The following is an 18,223-nucleotide window of genomic DNA, read 5'->3' as shown; positions in this document are numbered from 1 at the left end:
GGGAAGGGGGAGAAGCTTAATGCGCCTGGCCGCGTTCGATACCGATGCCGGTTTGTGAACGGATAAACTGGGCGCGGAACTGCTCGCGCTCGCGCATCCCTTCCGGTGAGTTATCGGTCGCGGAGAAGAGCCAGATGCCGATAAAGGCGATCGCGATGGAGAACAGCGCTGGGTATTCATACGGGAACAGCGCTTTCTCATGACCGAGGATCTGCACCCAAATGGTCGGGCCGAGGATCATCAGAATCACCGCCGTCAGCAGACCCAGCCAGCCGCCGATCATCGCCCCGCGGGTGGTCAGCTTCGACCAGTACATCGACAGCAGGATAATCGGGAAGTTACAGCTGGCGGCGATGGAGAAGGCCAGGCCGACCATGAAAGCAATATTCTGATTTTCAAACAGAATACCCAGCAGAATGGCCACCACCCCAAGGATCAGCACGGTGATCTTGGAGACCTTCAGCTCCTGACGCTCGGTCGCCCCTTTACGGAAGACGTTGGCGTACAGGTCGTGCGACACCGCCGAGGCGCCCGCCAGCGTCAAGCCAGCGACCACCGCCAGAATAGTGGCGAAGGCGACCGCGGAGATAAAGCCGAGGAACAGGTTGCCGCCCACCGCATCCGCCAGATGCACCGCCGCCATATTATTGCCGCCGATAAGCTGCCCGGCCGCGTCTTTGAACACTGGGTTCGCGCCGACCAGCATGATGGCGCCGAAGCCGATGATAAAGGTCAGAATATAGAAGTAGCCCATAAAACCGGTGGCGTAGAACACGCTTTTACGCGCTTCTTTGGCGTCGCTCACGGTAAAGAAACGCATCAGGATATGCGGCAGGCCGGCGGTACCAAACATCAGACCGAGGCCAAGGGAGAGCGCGGATATCGGATCTTTCACCAGCCCACCTGGGCTCATAATCGCCGCGCCTTTCGGGTGGACGGCCATCGCTTCGGTAAACAGATTATTGAAGCTGAAGCCGACGTGCTTCATCACCATAAAGGCCATAAAGCTGGCGCCGAACAGCAGCAGAACCGCTTTGATAATCTGCACCCAGGTGGTCGCCAGCATGCCGCCGAACAGGACATAGAGCACCATCAGGACGCCCACCAGCACCACCGCAACGTGATAGTTAAGGCCGAACAGCAGCTGGATCAGCTTGCCGGCGCCAACCATTTGGGCGATCAGATAGAGGGCCACCACCACCAGCGAGCCGCAGGCGGAGAGGGTGCGGATCGGTCCCTGTTTGAGACGATAGGACGCCACGTCGGCAAAGGTGTAGCGGCCAAGGTTGCGCAGACGTTCGGCAATCAGAAACAGGATAATCGGCCAGCCGACAAGGAAGCCCAGCGAGTAGATCAGACCGTCGTAACCGGAGGTATACACCAGCGCGGAGATACCAAGGAACGACGCTGCCGACATAAAGTCGCCGGCAATCGCCAGCCCGTTCTGGAAACCGGTGATATTGCCGCCGGCGGTGTAGTAATCGCTGCGCGAACGCACCCGTTTTGACGCCCAGTAAGTGATGTACAGGGTCAGGGCGACGAAAATCAGGAACATGACAATCGCTTGCCAGTTGGTCGGCTGGCGCTGTACCGCGCCGGTAATGGCGTCTGCGGCCTGAACGCCGAGGGGCAGCAGCGTGGCGGCGAGCGCCGTCAGGACTCTCTTGATCATGCTTTTACCTCGTTGAGAACGCTCTTGGTCAAACGGTCAAATTCACCGTTGGCCCGCCAGACATAAATACCGGTGAGAACAAACGAAATGACGATCACCCCGATGCCCAGCGGGATCCCGCGGGTGACGCTGGTCCCGGCGTGCAGCGGCGTGCCGAGCCAGCCTGGCGCGAAGGCGATAAGCAGAATAAAGCCCACATAGATCACTAACATAATCACTGACAGAATGGCGGCAAACCGTTGCCGTGATGCTACCAGCTCCCTGAAATGCGCACTATTTTCTATCCGCTGACAAAGTTGTTCATTCATCTTAGCGTCTCCAGAGGTCTCCCTTTCGTCATCCACGCAGCGGACGCTGGCGACAGCAGCCCCTCCGGCGTTAAAGGCCGGGATACGGTTCGCTGACGGCGTTCCTGCGAGTGAAATCCTGGGGGAGGGACTTATTTTTATCCTCTCCCCGGTGGGGGAGAGGGTGTAGGGAATCGGTCCTTACTTAAGAAGGCATGGTAATGGCCTGCTTCTCTTCGAGCAGTTTTTCCACTACGCCAGGATCGGCGAGAGTCGAGGTATCGCCGAGGTTGCTGGTGTCGCCCGCGGCGATCTTGCGCAGAATGCGGCGCATGATTTTGCCCGAGCGGGTTTTTGGCAACGAATCGGTCCAGTGCAGAACATCCGGCGTCGCCAGCGGGCCAATCTCTTTACGCACCCAGTTACGTACTTCCGCATACAGCTCCGGCGTCGGTTCTTCACCGTGATTGAGCGTCACGTAGGCGTAGATAGCCTGGCCCTTGATGTTGTGCGGAATACCGACCACTGCCGCTTCGGCGATTTTCGGGTGCGACACCAGCGCCGATTCGATCTCGGCAGTACCCAGACGGTGGCCGGAGACGTTCAGTACGTCATCCACGCGGCCGGTGATCCAGTAATAGCCATCTTCATCTCGGCGCGCGCCGTCGCCGCTAAAGTACATATTTTTGAAGGTGGAGAAGTAGGTTTGCTCAAAGCGCTCATGATCCCCGAACAGGGTACGCGCCTGGCCGGGCCAGGAGTCGGCGATGGCAAGATTGCCCTCGGTGGCGCCATCCAGCGGCAGCCCTTCGTTATCCACCAGCACCGGCTGAACGCCGAAGAACGGGCGGGTAGCGGAGCCAGCCTTCAGCTCAATCGCCCCCGGCAGCGGGGTGATCATAAAGCCGCCGGTTTCGGTCTGCCACCAGGTGTCCATCACCGGGCACTTCTCGTTACCGATCTTCTTCCAGTACCACTCCCAGGCTTCCGGGTTAATGGGTTCGCCGACCGAGCCGAGAATGCGCAGCGAGGAGCGGTCTGTGCCTTCGATAGCCTTGTCGCCTTCCGCCATCAGGGCACGGATCGCCGTCGGAGCGGTATACAGAATGCTGACCTTATGCTTATCGACGACCTGGCACATACGCGCCGGGGTTGGCCAGTTCGGCACCCCTTCGAACATCAGAGTGGTGGCGCCGCAGGCCAGCGGGCCGTACAGCAGATAGCTGTGGCCGGTGACCCAGCCGACATCGGCGGTGCACCAGTAAATATCGCCCGGGTGGTAATCGAAAACGTATTTAAAGGTGGTGGCCGCGTAGACCAGATAGCCGCCGGTGGTGTGCAACACCCCTTTCGGTTTACCGGTGGAGCCAGAGGTATAGAGGATGAACAGCGGATCTTCGGCGTTCATCTCGACGGGGCGGTGTTCGGCGCTGGCGTTCGCCATCAGATCGCTCCACCACAGATCGCGGCCTTCCTGCCAGTCGATTTTACCGCCGGTACGTTTCAGGACCACGACGTGTTCAATGCTGTTTACGTTCGGGTTTTTCAGCGCGTCATCGACGTTTTTCTTCAGCGGGATGGCGCGACCGGCGCGCAGCCCTTCATCCGCGGTGATCACCAGGCGCGAGCTGGAGTCGATAATGCGTCCGGCCACTGCCTCCGGCGAGAAGCCACCGAAAATCACCGAGTGGATGGCGCCGATGCGGGCGCAGGCCAGCATCGCCACCGCGGCTTCCGGCACCATCGGCATATAGATGGCGACCACGTCGCCTTTTTTAATCCCGAGGCCGAGCAGCACATTGGCGAAGCGGCACACGTCCGCATGCAGTTCACGGTAGGTGATGTGCTTGCTCTGGCTGGCGTCGTCGCCTTCCCAGATGATGGCGGTTTGATCGCCGCACTCGGCGAGGTGGCGGTCGAGGCAGTTGGCGGCGAGGTTCAGGGTGCCGTCTTCATACCATTTGATGGAAATGTTACCTGGTGCGAAGGAGGTATTCTTCACGCGGGTGTAGGGGCGCATCCAGTCAAGGATTTTCCCCTGCTCGCCCCAGAATGTATCAGGGTCGGTTATGGATTGTTGATACTGCGCCTTGTACTGATCCGGGTTAATCAGGCAACGTTCCGCAATGTTAGCGGGAATAGGGTGTTTGTGTATTTGGCTCATGGCTTTTTTTCTCCTTTGAACTTGTTAAATATATGTCAAACAAACGTTAAGAGTAGGGGTTTTGACAGCTTTGTTTGTTAATTGGGGGGCAGATCACGCAATGATTCAACTGAGTGAAATTTCGTCAAATGAAACTTTGAAGTGAAATAATTACGCAAATGAATTTATAGAAATGGATGGTGTGAAATATTTTTTATTACAAATACTTATGCAAGGTAACTGGGGGAAATTCGCTGCTTTATGCAGAAAAGCAGAGGAAAGCCCTGTTCTTAAAGGCTTGCGCAGCATGCCGTGCAAATGATACTGATATTGCGCGTTAAATAACCCCACAAAGCAACGCAACACAATTCATACCCCCTGCAGTGGGTACCATGACGAAAAGGAATGGTGCCTTTCATTGAGGAAGTCAGTAGTGAAGAAAACAAAAAAAGTCAGTCTGGCCTGGCAAATTTTGCTAGCCCTGGTGCTGGGTATCCTTCTGGGCAGTTATCTGCATTACCACGCCGAAAGTCGCGATTGGTTGATTAGCAATTTGCTGACACCGGCGGGCGATATCTTTATCCATCTGATTAAAATGATCGTGGTCCCGATTGTTATTTCGACCTTGGTGGTCGGGATTGCCGGCGTGGGCGATGCCAAACAGTTAGGCCGGATCGGCGCCAAAACGATTATCTATTTCGAAGTGATCACCACGGTGGCGATCGTGCTGGGTATCACCCTGGCCAACGTCTTTCAGCCGGGAACGGGCATTGATATGTCGCAGCTGGCGGCGGTTGATATTTCGAAATACCAGAATACCACCGCTGAGGTGCAGAGCCATGCGCATGGCCTGATGGGCACCATCCTGTCGCTGGTGCCAACCAACATCGTGGCGTCGATGGCGAAAGGCGATATGCTGCCGATTATTTTCTTCTCGGTGCTGTTTGGTCTGGGGCTCTCCTCGCTGCCGGCGACGCACCGTGAACCGCTGGTGACGGTCTTCCGCTCCATCTCCGAAACCATGTTCAAAGTCACCCATATGGTGATGCGCTATGCGCCGATCGGGGTGTTCGCCCTGATTTCAGTGACCGTCGCCACCTTCGGGTTCGCCTCGCTGTGGCCGTTGGCCAAGCTGGTGCTGCTGGTTTACTTCGCGATCCTGTTTTTCGCGCTGGTGGTGCTGGGGATTGTCGCCCGCCTGTGCGGCCTGAGCATCTGGATCCTGATCCGCATCCTAAAAGATGAGCTGATTCTGGCTTACTCCACCGCCAGCTCCGAGAGTGTGCTGCCGCGAATTATCGAGAAAATGGAAGCCTATGGCGCGCCGGCGTCGATCACCAGCTTCGTGGTGCCGACCGGCTACTCCTTTAACCTCGATGGCTCAACGCTGTATCAGAGCATTGCGGCGATCTTTATCGCCCAGCTCTACGGCATCGACCTCTCCATCTGGCAGGAGATCACCCTGGTGCTGACCCTGATGGTGACCTCGAAGGGGATCGCTGGCGTGCCGGGCGTCTCCTTTGTCGTGCTGCTGGCCACCCTGGGCAGCGTCGGGATCCCGCTGGAAGGTCTCGCCTTTATCGCCGGCGTTGACCGTATCCTCGACATGGCGCGTACCGCGCTGAACGTGGTGGGCAATGCGCTGGCGGTGCTGGTTATCGCCAAGTGGGAGCATAAGTTCGACCGTAAAAAAGCGCTGGCGTATGAACGCGAAGTGCTGGGCAAGTTTGATAAAACCGCCCAATAAAACACAAAGCCCGGCGCGAGTGCCGGGCTTTTTCTTATCCTTTACTGATCCTGTCAAACTCTTCGCAGCCGGTATCAAATCCCTCAAGACAGCTAACGTTCAGCCAGTGCAGCGCCTTCTGCTTATTCGGTTCGATAAAGCCTTTCTCCCCCTGCTGGAACATCATCCCGGCCCAGTATTCGGCATAGCCGGTCCGCGAGAGCGCTGAGCTGCCTTTGAAGTATTCGCTCGCTTTCACATCATCTTCCGGGCCGTGCACACCGCTGGCGTAGATCAGCCCGAGCAGCATCTGGGCGTCTACCGCCGCATCGCTTTCGCTGTCCTGGGCGGCATCCTGCAGGAGCGTGATGGCGTGCGCCACGTCGGTGGGACCGGCCTGACGGTTCACCAGCACCCGCGCGAGGACGATTTCCCCGGATTTACTGCCGGCCTTAACGGCTTTTTCCGCCAGCTGGCGGGCCTGCGGATAGTCCGCCTGCTGCGGATTGCGAATTTTGAGCTGCGCCAGCAGGGCCAGCGCGTCGCCATCGCCTTGCGCCGCTGCTTTCTGGGCCCAGAATTCGGCTTTCTGATAATCGCCGGAGCTGACCCAGGTATCCGCAAGGTAATATTGCGCGCGACGATCGCCGGCTTCCGCCTGCTGTTGATACTGACTGCCGGGTTCGGTGGCCACCGCTGCGCCGCTGGTGAAAACCAGTAAAAATAAAAAGAGGTATTTCATTTGTATTTATTATCAGCAAGGAACATAGCGCGCAGTATAAAGGGAGGCGAAAAAGAAGAAAATGGCGGGAATTAGCGGGGTGAATACCCGGATAGCGGCGCGTAGCGCCTTATCCGGGCTACGGTTCGGTATTCGGTTGGTAGCCCCGGTAAGCGTAAGCGCCACCGGGGAGGGTTCCCGGATATCGGGTATGGCCGTCGAACCTTAACCCATCGCGCTTTCGCGCAGGCGGGATTTCAGCTTGTTGTACTCGTCGATCACGTACTGTTCCGCCGCGCGCTGATCGGCAATCCGCTCAACGTTGACCGCGCAGTACTTGTACTCCGGCGTTTTGGTTATTGGGCTCAGGTTCTCCGACACCAGCTCGTTACAGGCGCCAATCCACCACTGGTAGGTCATATACACCGCGCCTTTATTCGGCCGGTCGCTGACCTGCGCGCGGGTGATGATCCGACCCTTGCGCGAATTCACCCACACCAGCGCTTCATCCTCAATGCCTAACCGTTGGGCGTCGGCGGTGTTGATTTGCGCATAGCCAGGCTCATCCGCCAGCGCCGCCAGCGCCGCGCAGTTACCGGTCATTGAACGGCACGAGTAGTGGCCGACTTCGCGCACCGTCGACAGCACCATCGGGTACTCGTCGGTGAGCTTATCGATCGGCGCGACCCAGTCGCAGGTGAAGAACTGCGCCAGCCCGTTCGGGGTATCGAACTTCTCTTTAAACAGATACGACGTCCCCTGATCGGCGTCGGACTCATCGCGGCACGGCCACATCACATAGCCGAGCTCACCCATTTTCTCGTAGGTGGCGCCGTAGAAGTCCGGGCACAAATGCCGCAACTCGTCCCAGATCTCCTGGGTGTTGTTGTAGTGCATCGGATAACCCATCCGGGTAGCGATTTCGCTGATGATCTGCCAGTCGGTTTTCAGATCCCACTTCGGCTCCACGGCTTTAAAGAAGCGCTGGAAGCCGCGGTCCGCTGCGGTGTACACGCCTTCGTGCTCGCCCCACGACGTGGACGGCAGGATGACGTCGGCCGCGGAGGCGGTTTTGGTCATGAAAATGTCCTGGACGATCACCAGTTCCAGATCGTCGAACGCTTTGCGCACCGCTGACAGTTCAGCATCGGTCTGCAGCGGATCTTCACCCATAATGTACGCCGCCCGCACTTCACCGTGCGCCGCGCGGTGCGGCAGCTCGCTGATGCGATAGCCGGTATGCGCCGGCAGGCTGTCGACGCCCCAGGCTTTGGCGAACTTCTCGCGGTTTTCCGGGAACTTAACGTACTGGTAGCCTGGATAGGTATCCGGCAGCGCACCCATATCGCAGGCGCCCTGGACGTTGTTCTGGCCACGCACCGGGTTGACGCCGACGCTCGGTTTGCCGAGGTTGCCGGTGAGGATCGCCAGGCTGGTCAGGGAACGCACGGTCTCCACGCCCTGGTAGAACTGGGTAACGCCCATGCCCCACAGAATGGCGGCGGATTTGGCGCTGGCGTACATCCGGGCGCAGGCGCGGATCTCCTGGGCGCTGACCCCGGTGATCTCCTCCACCGACTCCGGCGTGTAGCCTTCAACGATTTTGCGATACTCCTCGAAGCCTTCGGAACGGCTGGCGACGAAGGATTTATCGTACAGATCCTCTTCAATAATCACGTGGCCAATCGCGTTGAGCAGCGCGATATTCGAGCCGTTCTTCAGCGCAATGTGCATATCGGCGATGCGCGCGGTTTCAATTTTGCGCGGGTCGCAGACGATAATTTTCGCCCCGTTGCGTTTAGCGTTAATGACGTGATTCGCCACGATAGGGTGGGAATCCGCCGGGTTGTAGCCGAAGATAAACACCAGATCGGTGTTATCAATCTCTGTGATGGCATTACTCATGGCGCCGTTACCGACCGACTGGTGCAGACCTGCAACCGAAGGGCCGTGTCAGACGCGAGCGCAGCAGTCGACGTTATTGGTACCAATAACGGCGCGCGCGAATTTTTGCATCACATAGTTGGTTTCATTACCGGTGCCGCGGGAGGAGCCGGTGGTTTGGATCGCATCCGGGCCATATTTGGCTTTAATGGCGCTGAGGCGAGTGGCGACGTAATCCAGCGCCTCATCCCAGGAGACAGCTTCCAGCTTGCCGCCGCGTTGACGACGGATCATGGGGGTTTTCAGGCGCGGCGTCAGGATCTGGGTATCGTTAATAAAGTCCCAGCCATAATAGCCTTTCAGGCACAGGGTTCCCTGGTTGGTTTTCCCCTGCGCCGCTTCAGCCCGAACGATTTTGCCGTTATCGACCACCAGATTGATTTTGCAACCTGATGCGCAATACGGGCAAACCGTGACGACTTTTTTCATCGGTCTTGCTCCAGTTATTCAATGGGCGCGTTTGCGCTATCGCGCCGTCACTATGCATCTTCTATGCCATATTTTCATTGTGGGTATTCCTTGATGATACGCGGCTTTTTTGGGCGAAATGCTGACGAAAAACAGCCTGTCGACAGATTTGACGTGTCGATACCCTGGAGATGTGACGGCGCTTGAAAAAATGTCACCGGGAGAGGAATTTGTCGGCGCAGCCTTGCAGAATCGATCAGACTGACACTAACTCCCCGCGGGCAGAGGCAAAGATGAAACCGGTCATTTTAGTGGTCGATGACGACATAGCGATGGGCGAGCTGCTCAGAGATGTGCTCGGCGCGCACGCGTTTGAGGTGCTGGTCTGCCAGACCGGCGGCGACGCGCTGGCGACGGTGGCGCAGCGGGCGGACATCGCGCTGGTTTTGCTGGATATGATCCTGCCGGATACCAATGGCCTGCAGGTGCTTCAGCAGCTGCAGCGCACCCGGCCGGAGCTGCCGGTGGTGATGCTCTCCGGCCTGGGCAGTGAGTCCGATGTGGTGGTGGGCCTGGAGATGGGCGCCGATGATTACATCGCCAAACCGTTCAGTTCGCGGGTGGTGGTCGCCCGGGTGAAGGCGGTGCTGCGGCGCAGCGGGGCGCTGGCCAGCGAGGCGCCGGGCGTCGCCGCCGGCCTGACGTTCAACGGCTGGCGGCTGGATACCACCCGCTGTGAGCTGTATAACCCGCAGCAGCAGGCGATCCCGCTGACCCAGGGAGAATACGGTTTGCTGCTGGCGCTGGCGCAGAACGCCCGCCGGGTACTGAACCGCGAACAGTTGCTGGCGCTGACCCATACCGAAAGCACCGAGGTGTTCGACCGCACCATCGATGTGCTGATCATGCGCCTGCGGCGCAAAATCGAGCTGAACCCGCATCAGCCGACGCTGATTAAAACGCTGCGCGGCCTGGGCTATGTCTTTTCCGCCGACGTGACCCACAGCGAGAAGGCGGCATAGGGCGGGAAGCTGTCTAACCGGCCTGGCCATTGCTGGGGGAGTCAACCCTTCTAATTATTTTGCAACTGAATAAACGTCTGTAGCTCAGTGAGCGTTTTGGCGCCGTCGATCGCATTGGCAGCCTGCAGGCTGGCGCGGGCGCAGGCGTGGGCCAGCTGCAGACTGTCGGTTAACGGCCAGCGTTCGTGGCTGCCGTACAGCAGGCCGGCGCAGAAGGCATCCCCGGCGCCGACGCTGCCGACAATCTCCTCCGGCGGCAGCCGCCATGACGGCACCCAGCGCCCGGCTTCGGTACGTGAGACGCCCCATGCCCCCTCCGGGCAGTGGATCACCACCCGTTGGCGCACGCCGGCGTCAAGCAATGCGCTGGCGGCGCTGGCGATATTGGCGACGTGCGGCTCGCCGTTGGGTAGCCGAATCTCCAGCCCGCTAAACTCGCTGGCTTCCAGTTCATTGATGGTCAGGTAGTCAAGATGCGCCAGCGCCGGCAGGACCAGCGGGCGGTAGCGCGGGTCGCCCTTGCGCGACACCAGATCGAGGGAAACCTCATAGCCTCGCTCGCGCATCTGCGCCAGCAGTCGTGCGCTGCGGGTGCCGTACACTTCGTCGGGGCGATCGAGACTCTCAAGCAGCAGCAGATAGCCGAGATGGAAAATTTTCAGCGGCGCATCCAGCGGCTCAAAGGCCGGAAGGTCAAGCAGGCGGTTGGCGCCGGGGGAGTGAAAAAAGGTACGCTGACCGTCAGCGTCGGTCATCACCTGAGTCATCGAGGTGGGGGCAGAGCTGGTGCGCTGCACGAGCTGGCGATTGATATGGTACTGATCGAGCATGGCGGTAATGTAGTCGCCATCGTTATCCTCGCCAATCAGGCCGACCGCCTGCAGCGGCAGGCCGGCGTGCATTTTGGCCAGGGTCAGCAGGACGTTCAGCGGCGCGCCGCCGGTGGCGCGTTCGCTATGCATAATCTCCACCAGCCAGCCGCGCTCCGGCCACTGTCTGATCTGGTGGACATGATCGACCAGCATGTTGCCTGCGGCAATAATGCCTTTACGTTCCATGATCGCTACTCCGCGCCGTCATACTTGTTAAGCGTAGCGCACAATCGGCGGAACGATCGTGCGCCCGGTTGCGCTTATTTCACGGTCCAGCCTTTGTAAGAGCTGACGTTGTTTTTGTCGATCATGGTCACCGGGATCAGCACCGGCGCGGTTGGGGCCGGTTTGCCCTGCAGGATGTTGTAGCCAATTTCCACCGCCTTCGCCGCCATCACCTGGGGATCCTGCGCCGGCGTTGCGACAAACAAGGAGTTCTTACGCTTCAGTGCCTCTTCGCCGTCCGGGCTGCCGTCGACGCCGACGATGAAGAACTCGCTGCGCTGCGCCTGTTTCGCTGCCAGATCGGCGCCAATCGCTGTCGGATCGTTGATCGCGAACACGCCGTCAATCTTCGGATTGGCCGCCAGCAGGGAGGTCATCACCTCCAGTCCGCCTTCCCGGCTGCCTTTGGCGTTCTGGTTGGAGGACAGAATTTTTATATCCGGGTGTTTTTTGAACTCCGTTTCGCAGCCTTCGACGCGGTTTTGTACGGCGGAGACCGGCGGCCCGTTGATGATCACCACGTTGCCTTTGTTGTTCAGACGATCGCTAATGTATTTACAGGCCAGCTCGCCCGCCTGGGTGTTATCGGAGGTGATGGTGGCGTCGGCCCCTTCGGCGGCAACGTCAACCGCCACCACCACGATCCCGGCCTCTTTGGCCCGTTTCACCGCCGGGCCAATGCCTTTCGAATCGGCGGCGTTGAGGATAATCATATCGACTTTGGCGGCGATAAAGTTATCGATCTGCGCCACCTGCTGGCCCAGATCGTAGCCGCTGGAGACCAGCGTCACTTTGACGTTATCCCCCGCCAGCTTGCGGGCCTCCAGCTCCGCGCCCTTGGTGATCTGCACAAAGAACGGGTTGGCAAGGTCGCCCACCGTCACGCCAATCGCTTTCAGCTCTTTGGCCGACGCAAAAGGGGAGGCGGCCAGCAGCGCGCCAGCACACAGCGCGGTGACTATCGGTTTTAAACGCATTCGCTTTTCCTCGCAGGTAAGATGGTGTTGTTATGCACTTTGATGTTGTCGGGTACGGTATTTGTCGATCAGCACCGCAATGATGATCACCGCCCCTTTGATCACCAGTTGCCAGAAGTAGGAGACCCCCATCAGGGTCATACCGTTATTGAGGGTGGCGATAATCAGCGCCCCCACCAGCGTACCGGTGATGGTGCCGATCCCGCCGACGAAGCTGGTGCCGCCAAGAATGACCGCGGCGATGGCGTCCAGCTCGTAGCCTACCCCGAGGTTACCGTTGGCGCTGTACAGCCGGGAGGCGCTCATCACTCCGCCAAGGCCGGAGAGCAGGCCGCTCATGCCATAGACAAACAACAGCACCAGCCAGACTTTAATGCCGGTCAGCCGCGCCGCCTGCATGTTGCCGCCCACCGCGTAGATATGCACCCCAAGGGTGGTTCGGCGCAGGATAAACCAGCACACCGCGATAACCGCCAGGGCGATGACCACCAGCCACGGCACCGGGCCGAGGTAGTCATTGCCGATCCACTCGAAGCTGATATCGGAGTTGATCACCGTGGTGCCGTCGGCCAGCAGATAGGCGGCGCCGCGCAGCGCCGTATAGGTGCCGAGAGTGACAATAAACGGCGGTAGCCCGGCGAAGGCCACCAGCGCGCCGTTGAACAGGCCGAGCAGCAGGCCGAGCATCAGCGCCGCCGGAATCGACAGCAACGCCAGCTCCGGGATCAGCGAGACCACCATTGCCGCCACCGCGGTGGTGCCGAGAATGGAGCCGACGGAGAGGTCAATGCCGCCGGTGAGGATGATGAAGGTCATTCCCGCCGCCAGCACAATGTTGATCGAGGCCTGGCGGGTGATATTCAGCAGATTGCTTTCCGTGAAGAAGTTGGGGGCGATAAAGCCGAAGACGGCGACGATCAGGATGAGGATCGGCAGAATGCCGACGGTCTGCATCAGGTCGCCCATCAGCATTTTTTTCGCCGAAGCGGATGTCGCGACCGGCGCGGAGGTCTCTTTCGGTATGCTCATAGTTGCCCTGCCTTAAGGTGAGAATCGTTCACGCCGGTGGCCAGCGTCATGATCTGTTCCTGGCTGATATCGCCGGACTGCAGCTCGCCGGCGATAGTCCCTTCGCGCATCACATAGACCCGGTCGCTCATGCCCACCACTTCAGGCAGTTCGCTGGAGATCATCAGAATGGCGACGCCCTGGCGCGCCATGTCGTTCATGATGCGGTAAATCTCGCTTTTTGCGCCGACGTCGACGCCGCGGGTGGGTTCATCGAGGATCAGAATGCGTGGGCCAATCGCCACCCAGCGCGAAATTAACAGCTTCTGCTGGTTGCCGCCGGACAGTCCGCCGGCGCGCACCTGGGCGTGCGGTACGCGGATGTTCAGCAGCTGGATGGCATCATCGGAGATGGTTTGCGCCTTCCGGCGGTTGAGCATTCCCCAGGTCGCGTCGCGCTCCAGCGTCGCCATGGTGATGTTTTCCTGGGCCGCCAGTTCGAGAAACAGGCCCTGCTCTTTGCGGTTTTCGGTCAGAAAGCCGATGCCATGGTCGATGGCTTCGCGCGGCGAGTGGATCACCACCGGCTCGCCGTCGATCTCGATCACCCCGCCGGTGGCTTTGCGCACGCCAAAGATCAGCTGCGCCAGTTCGGAGCGTCCGGCGCCGACCAGCCCGGCGAGGCCGACGATTTCGCCGGCATGCACCACCAGGCTGCTGGGCTTAACCTTACCGCCATCGGTCAGATCCTCGACCCGCAGGCGCGGCTGGCCGCGGGGAATATCGCGCTCTTTATTGAACAGATCGCTGAGCGGACGGCCGACCATCATGCGCACCAGCTCCGGTGCGTTGAGCTTGTCGCGCACCAGGCTGCCGACATACTGCCCGTCGCGCAGGACGCTGACCCGGTCGGAGAGCTCATACACTTCCGCCATGCGGTGGCTGATATAGATAATCGCCATCCCCTCATCGCGCAGGCGCAGGATGAGGTCGAACAGGCGCTGGGTTTCCCGCGAGGAGAGGGCGGCGGTGGGTTCATCCATCACCAGAATGCGGCTTTGACGGTGCAGGGCGCGGGCGATCTCCACTTGCTGCTGCTCGGCGATGGTCAGGGTCATCACCCGGTCGCTGGCCCTGAACTGGGCGCCGAGACGGTCGATCACCGCCTGCGCCTGGCTGAGCATGGCTTTGCGCTGCACCAGGCCACCACGTGCCAGCTCGCTGCCGAGGAAAATGTTTTCCGCGACGGTCAGGTTCGGCGCCAGCTGCATCTCCTGGTAGATCAACGTGATCCCGGCGGCCAGCGCGTCCTTGGGGCCGCGGATCGTTTGCGGTTTTCCGTCGATCAGGATCTCGCCGCTGGTGGCGGTATAGGCGCCGGCGAGGATCTTCATCAGCGTGCTTTTTCCGGCGCCGTTCTCCCCCATCAGGGCGTGGATCTCGCCGGGCCAGACCGTCAGGTCGACGCCCTTTAGCGCGTAGAATTTGCCAAAAGCTTTGGCGATATGGCGCATTTCCAGTACCGGGGTGGCGGTCATCACGGCGCTCCTGTCTGCGAGAACAATAGCAGCAGTCCACCACCGGAAAATAAATGCAGGATGTCAGAATCCATTCATATTTGTCATAGTGATAAATAGTTAACCGCGATCACAGTTACGCGGCGTCATTTTCTGCACCGTCACGCCTATATGCCGACCGTTCCTTCACCGGAGTTGCTATGACCGCTCGCCGACACCCGTTTTTCACCAGCGCCCGTGGCCGCCTGCTCTCCTTTAATCTGCTGATGGTGGTCGTCACCCTGCTGGTGAGCGGCGTGGCGGTGTTCGGCTTTCACCACGCCAGCCAGCTGCAGGAGCAGGTGCAGCGCCAGACCCTCAACGATATGCGCGGCAGTATGGATCTGGCGCGGGACACGGCGAATGTCGCCACGGCCGCGGTGCGCCTGTCGCAGGTGGTGGGCGCGCTGGAGTACAAAAGCGAAGCGGAACGGCTGCTGGCGACGCAGCAGGCGCTGAAGCACTCGCTGGCTCAGCTGGCAGCGGCTCCGCTGGCGCAGCAGGAGGAGGCGCTGGTGGCCAGTATTATTCGCCGCAGCAACGCGCTGCAGCGGAGCGTGGCGGAGATGCTGGAGCGCGGCCAGCGTCGTCATCTGCAGCGCAATGCGCTGCTGAGTTCGCTTTACCAGAATCAGAGCAACCTGCGCCATCTCGCCGATCTTAACGATCGCGGCGGGGACCGGGCGATCGATCCTCGTCGGCTGGCCGAGATGGACCGGCTGATCGCCGCCGCGATCCATACCGTCACGCCGCGGTCGATCGTTCTGCAGCTCGACCAGCTGCGCGGCGACCTGCCGGCTCAAAGCGCCGATCCCGCGCTGGCGTTTGTTCTCCCCGACGTCACCCGGGAGCTGGCGAAGCTGGCCCCGCTGTCGGCCCAGCTGGAGGAGAGCGACCTGACGATCAGCTGGTACATGTACCACATCAAAGCGCTGGTCGCGCTGCTTAACGACGACATCAATCAGTACGTGACCCGGGTGGCGGAAGCCTCCGAACAGCGGGCGGCGCAGAGCCATCGGGAGCTGCGCTCCATCAGCATGTTTATTCTGCTTTCCGCGCTGCTGGCGCTGGCGATCACCGGCTGCGCCGGGTGGTACATCTACCGTAACCTGGGCTCTAACCTGACCGCTATCTCGCGGGCGATGTCGCGGCTGGCTCAGGGAGAGCCGAACGTCTCGGTGCCGGCCCTGCAGCGGCGCGACGAGCTGGGCGAACTGGCGCGCGCCTTTAACGTTTTCGCGCGCAATACGGCGTCGCTGGAGCACACCACCCGGCTGCTGAAAGAGAAGACCACCCAGATGGAGATCGATAGGATTAAGCGTCAGGAGCTGGAGGAGGCGCTGTTGCACAGCCAGAAGATGAAGGCCGTCGGCCAACTGACCGGAGGCCTGGCGCATGATTTTAACAACCTGCTCGCGGTGATCATCGGCAGCCTTGAGCTGGTGGAGCCGAATGCGCAGGATGCGCCACGCCTCACCAGGGCGCTGAAGGCGGCGGAACGCGGGGCGCTTCTGACCCAGCGGCTGCTGGCCTTTTCTCGCAAGCAGGCTCTGCATCCCCAGGCGGTGGCGATGGCGCCGTTGCTGGAGAACCTCAGCGAGCTAATGCGTCACTCCCTGCCGGCGACCTTGAGCCTGGAGATTGAGGCGCAGTCGCCGGCGTGGCCGGCATGGATAGACGTCGGCCAGCTGGAAAACGCCCTGATTAACCTGGTGATGAACGCCCGCGACGCCATGGCCGGGCGCGCGGGCGTCATTAAAATTCGTACCTGGAATCAGCGGGTCACCCGCAGCAGCGGCCAGCGGCAGGATATGGTGGCTCTGGAGGTGATCGATCACGGCTGCGGCATGTCGCAGGCGGTGAAAGCCCGGGTGTTTGAACCCTTCTTTACCACTAAAGCCACCGGCAGCGGCAGCGGCCTGGGGCTGTCGATGGTGTATGGCTTTGTGCGCCAGTCGGGCGGCCGGGTGGCGCTGGAGAGCGCGCCGGGGCAGGGGACGACGGTGCGGCTGCAGCTGCCGCGGGCGATGACCGAGGTAGAGAAGGCGGCGGTGCCGGTGGAAGACGAACCAATCCCGGCGGGAGAACGGCTGGCGCTGGTGCTGGAAGATGAAGAGGATGTTCGCCAGACGCTGTGCGAACAGCTGCATCAGCTGGGCTGGCTGACGCTGGAAACCGCCAGCGGGGAAGAGGCGCTGCAGCTGCTGGAGGCCTCGCCGGATATTGCCCTGTTGATTAGCGATCTGATGCTGCCCGGCGGGCTGAGCGGCGCCGATGTGATCCATACCGCGCGCCGCCGCTTTCCGGCGCTGCCGGTGCTGCTGATCAGCGGTCAGGATTTGCGCCCGGCGCAGAACCCGGCCCTGCCGGAGGTGGAGTGGCTGCGTAAGCCCTTTACCCGCGCTCAACTGGCGCAGGCGCTGAGTGCAGCGTACGCGAGGATTTGAGATTCCTCCGCTACCCGGGCGGCATGCCGATGATTAAGGTAGCGGCAGGACTCTGATGAGATTGGCCCCGATGAAACGTTACGCAATCGCACTGCTCTTTTGCACTCTGTCGCTGACCAGCCTGGCCGCCCGCGCCGATATTATCGATGACGCGATCGGCAATATTCAGCAAGCCATTAACGACGCCTATAACCCGGGTAGCAGTCGCTCTGATGACGACGACAGATACGATGACGATGGCCGGTATGATGACGGGCGCTATCAGGGAAGTCGCCAGCAGAGCCGTGACAGCCAGCGTCAGCATGACGATCGGCAACGCCAGCTGGACGATCGCCGCCGTCTGCTGGATGAACGCCAGCGCCAGCTCGATCGCGATCGCCGCCAGTTAGAAAGCGATCAGCGTCGTCTGGACGATGACTATTGATCGCCCCGCAGCAGACCGACGCCTAATCCAGCACGATTTCCATCCCGTCATAACCCGCTTCGAAACCTTCCGGTAGCGGGTTATCCATCATCCAGACGTCAAACTGATGGCTGATATGGGTGAGGATCACCCGCGGACAGCCTATCGCCTGGTTAAGGGCGCGAACGGTATTGAAATCGTTATGGTTACGCGGGGTCTGCGCCCGCGGCTCATGGCTGCAGTCGATGATCATCGCCTGCGGGCGGTTGCTGAGTAAAAACTTCAGCGTCTTGTCCGGCAGCCCGGCGGTATCCGAGAGCCAGGCTACCCGACTGTGGGCCGACTCCAGCAGATAACCGAAGGTGAGCTTCGAATGGTTGAGCGGCAGGGGCGTTACCCGCAGGCCCTGCAGCTCAAACACCACAAACGGCGTGACGGTATGGCTGAAGTCGAGCAGGCCGGGGTGCTTGAGCAGATCGTCGCAGCCGGCGTCGTCCGGCGGGCCGTAGACCGGGATCGGCGCGCCCACGCCCCAGCGCAGCGGAAACAGCCCCTGCACATGATCCAGGTGATAGTGGGTTAGCAGCACCTGCTGAAAGCTGCCGGCGGGATGATGTTCCATCAGATCCGGTCTGCCGGCGTCCAGCAGCGTCACTGCGCTGTTGAACGTCACCACCCCGCTACAGGGGCGTCGGCGATGGCTTTCCTCGCGGCGGGCGCGGCGGCAGGCCGCGCAATCGCAGCCAAAGGCCGGCACCAGCTGAGCGCCGCCGGTGCCGGTTAAGCGGAGGGTCAGGCTCATCGTGTCACCT

14 protein-coding genes and 1 pseudogene are annotated in these 18,223 nt (G+C 60.4%); 5 read left to right on the top strand and 10 right to left on the bottom strand.

Annotated elements, in window-relative coordinates; genetic code table 11:
• Positions 1-16: 16 nt before the first annotated feature.
• The 3 genes from actP to acs all read right to left on the bottom strand — a co-directional run bounded on the left by actP (position 17) and on the right by acs (position 4,123).
• Entirely contained in the window at positions 17-1,669 is a 1,653-nt protein-coding gene (gene actP / locus GT756_RS23365; RefSeq protein WP_032429245.1) for a cation/acetate symporter ActP, read from the bottom strand.
• Complete coding sequence (locus GT756_RS23360; RefSeq protein WP_004206350.1) at positions 1,669-1,980, bottom strand: DUF485 domain-containing protein; 312 nt, start codon at positions 1,978-1,980, stop codon at positions 1,669-1,671. Before GT756_RS23360 ends, actP begins: the two co-directional genes overlap by 1 nt.
• Before the next feature lie 184 nt (positions 1,981-2,164).
• Positions 2,165-4,123 (bottom strand): acetate--CoA ligase, encoded by a 1,959-nt coding sequence (gene acs, locus GT756_RS23355; RefSeq protein WP_160125099.1) that lies wholly within the window; start codon positions 4,121-4,123, stop codon positions 2,165-2,167.
• 100 nt (positions 4,124-4,223) lie between these two features.
• Here acs and GT756_RS26015 point away from each other — a divergent pair.
• Positions 4,224-4,424 (top strand): annotated as a pseudogene (locus GT756_RS26015) (hypothetical protein).
• 111 nt (positions 4,425-4,535) lie between these two features.
• A complete protein-coding gene (gltP, locus tag GT756_RS23350) occupies positions 4,536-5,849 on the top strand; it encodes a glutamate/aspartate:proton symporter GltP (RefSeq protein WP_004206354.1) in 1,314 nt (437 codons plus the stop codon).
• 34 nt (positions 5,850-5,883) lie between these two features.
• On the opposite strand, the gene GT756_RS23345 is transcribed toward gltP, so the two are convergent.
• Entirely contained in the window at positions 5,884-6,570 is a 687-nt protein-coding gene (locus tag GT756_RS23345) for a tetratricopeptide repeat protein (protein WP_004206356.1), read from the bottom strand.
• A 204-nt stretch (positions 6,571-6,774) separates the two neighbouring features.
• Positions 6,775-8,922: a formate dehydrogenase subunit alpha gene (gene fdhF / locus GT756_RS23335; protein ID WP_077625397.1), complete on the bottom strand. Its 2,148-nt coding sequence runs from the start codon at positions 8,920-8,922 to the stop codon at positions 6,775-6,777.
• Between the two features lie 272 nt (positions 8,923-9,194).
• Here fdhF and GT756_RS23330 point away from each other — a divergent pair, with 272 nt between their 5' ends.
• Positions 9,195-9,923: a response regulator gene (locus tag GT756_RS23330; protein ID WP_004206359.1), complete on the top strand. Its 729-nt coding sequence runs from the start codon at positions 9,195-9,197 to the stop codon at positions 9,921-9,923.
• A gap of 50 nt (positions 9,924-9,973) precedes the next feature.
• On the opposite strand, the gene GT756_RS23325 is transcribed toward GT756_RS23330, so the two are convergent.
• From GT756_RS23325 to GT756_RS23310, 4 genes are all read right to left on the bottom strand, one after another.
• Positions 9,974-10,981, bottom strand: a complete 1,008-nt coding sequence (locus tag GT756_RS23325) for a carbohydrate kinase family protein (protein WP_017900095.1) — start codon at positions 10,979-10,981, stop codon at positions 9,974-9,976.
• Positions 10,982-11,055: 74 nt separating this feature from the next.
• Positions 11,056-11,997, bottom strand: coding sequence for an ABC transporter substrate-binding protein (locus GT756_RS23320; RefSeq protein WP_004206362.1), 942 nt, complete (start codon positions 11,995-11,997; stop codon positions 11,056-11,058).
• A gap of 30 nt (positions 11,998-12,027) precedes the next feature.
• Entirely contained in the window at positions 12,028-13,026 is a 999-nt protein-coding gene (locus tag GT756_RS23315) for a ribose ABC transporter permease (RefSeq protein ID WP_126494938.1), read from the bottom strand.
• A complete protein-coding gene (locus GT756_RS23310) occupies positions 13,023-14,543 on the bottom strand; it encodes a sugar ABC transporter ATP-binding protein (RefSeq protein WP_032456860.1) in 1,521 nt (506 codons plus the stop codon). Before GT756_RS23310 ends, GT756_RS23315 begins: the two co-directional genes overlap by 4 nt.
• A gap of 179 nt (positions 14,544-14,722) precedes the next feature.
• Here GT756_RS23310 and GT756_RS23305 point away from each other — a divergent pair, with 179 nt between their 5' ends.
• The gene (locus tag GT756_RS23305; protein WP_032456861.1) at positions 14,723-17,008 is read left to right on the top strand and encodes an ATP-binding protein; all 2,286 of its coding nucleotides are present in this window, start codon (positions 14,723-14,725) and stop codon (positions 17,006-17,008) included.
• A gap of 70 nt (positions 17,009-17,078) precedes the next feature.
• The gene (yjdP, locus tag GT756_RS23300; protein WP_160125098.1) at positions 17,079-17,432 is read left to right on the top strand and encodes a DDRRRQL repeat protein YjdP; all 354 of its coding nucleotides are present in this window, start codon (positions 17,079-17,081) and stop codon (positions 17,430-17,432) included.
• A gap of 22 nt (positions 17,433-17,454) precedes the next feature.
• Here yjdP and phnP read toward each other — a convergent pair whose 3' ends face one another.
• Positions 17,455-18,213, bottom strand: a complete 759-nt coding sequence (gene phnP / locus GT756_RS23295; RefSeq protein WP_004206367.1) for a phosphonate metabolism protein PhnP — start codon at positions 18,211-18,213, stop codon at positions 17,455-17,457.
• Positions 18,214-18,223: the final 10 nt, after the last annotated feature.

It is taken from the genome of Klebsiella sp. Q2 (assembly GCF_009900705.1).
Classification (GTDB): Bacteria; Pseudomonadota; Gammaproteobacteria; order Enterobacterales; family Enterobacteriaceae; genus Klebsiella; species Klebsiella quasipneumoniae.
The sequence above is the reverse complement of the archived record's forward strand: the minus strand, read 5'-3'. Positions and strand labels throughout refer to the sequence as shown.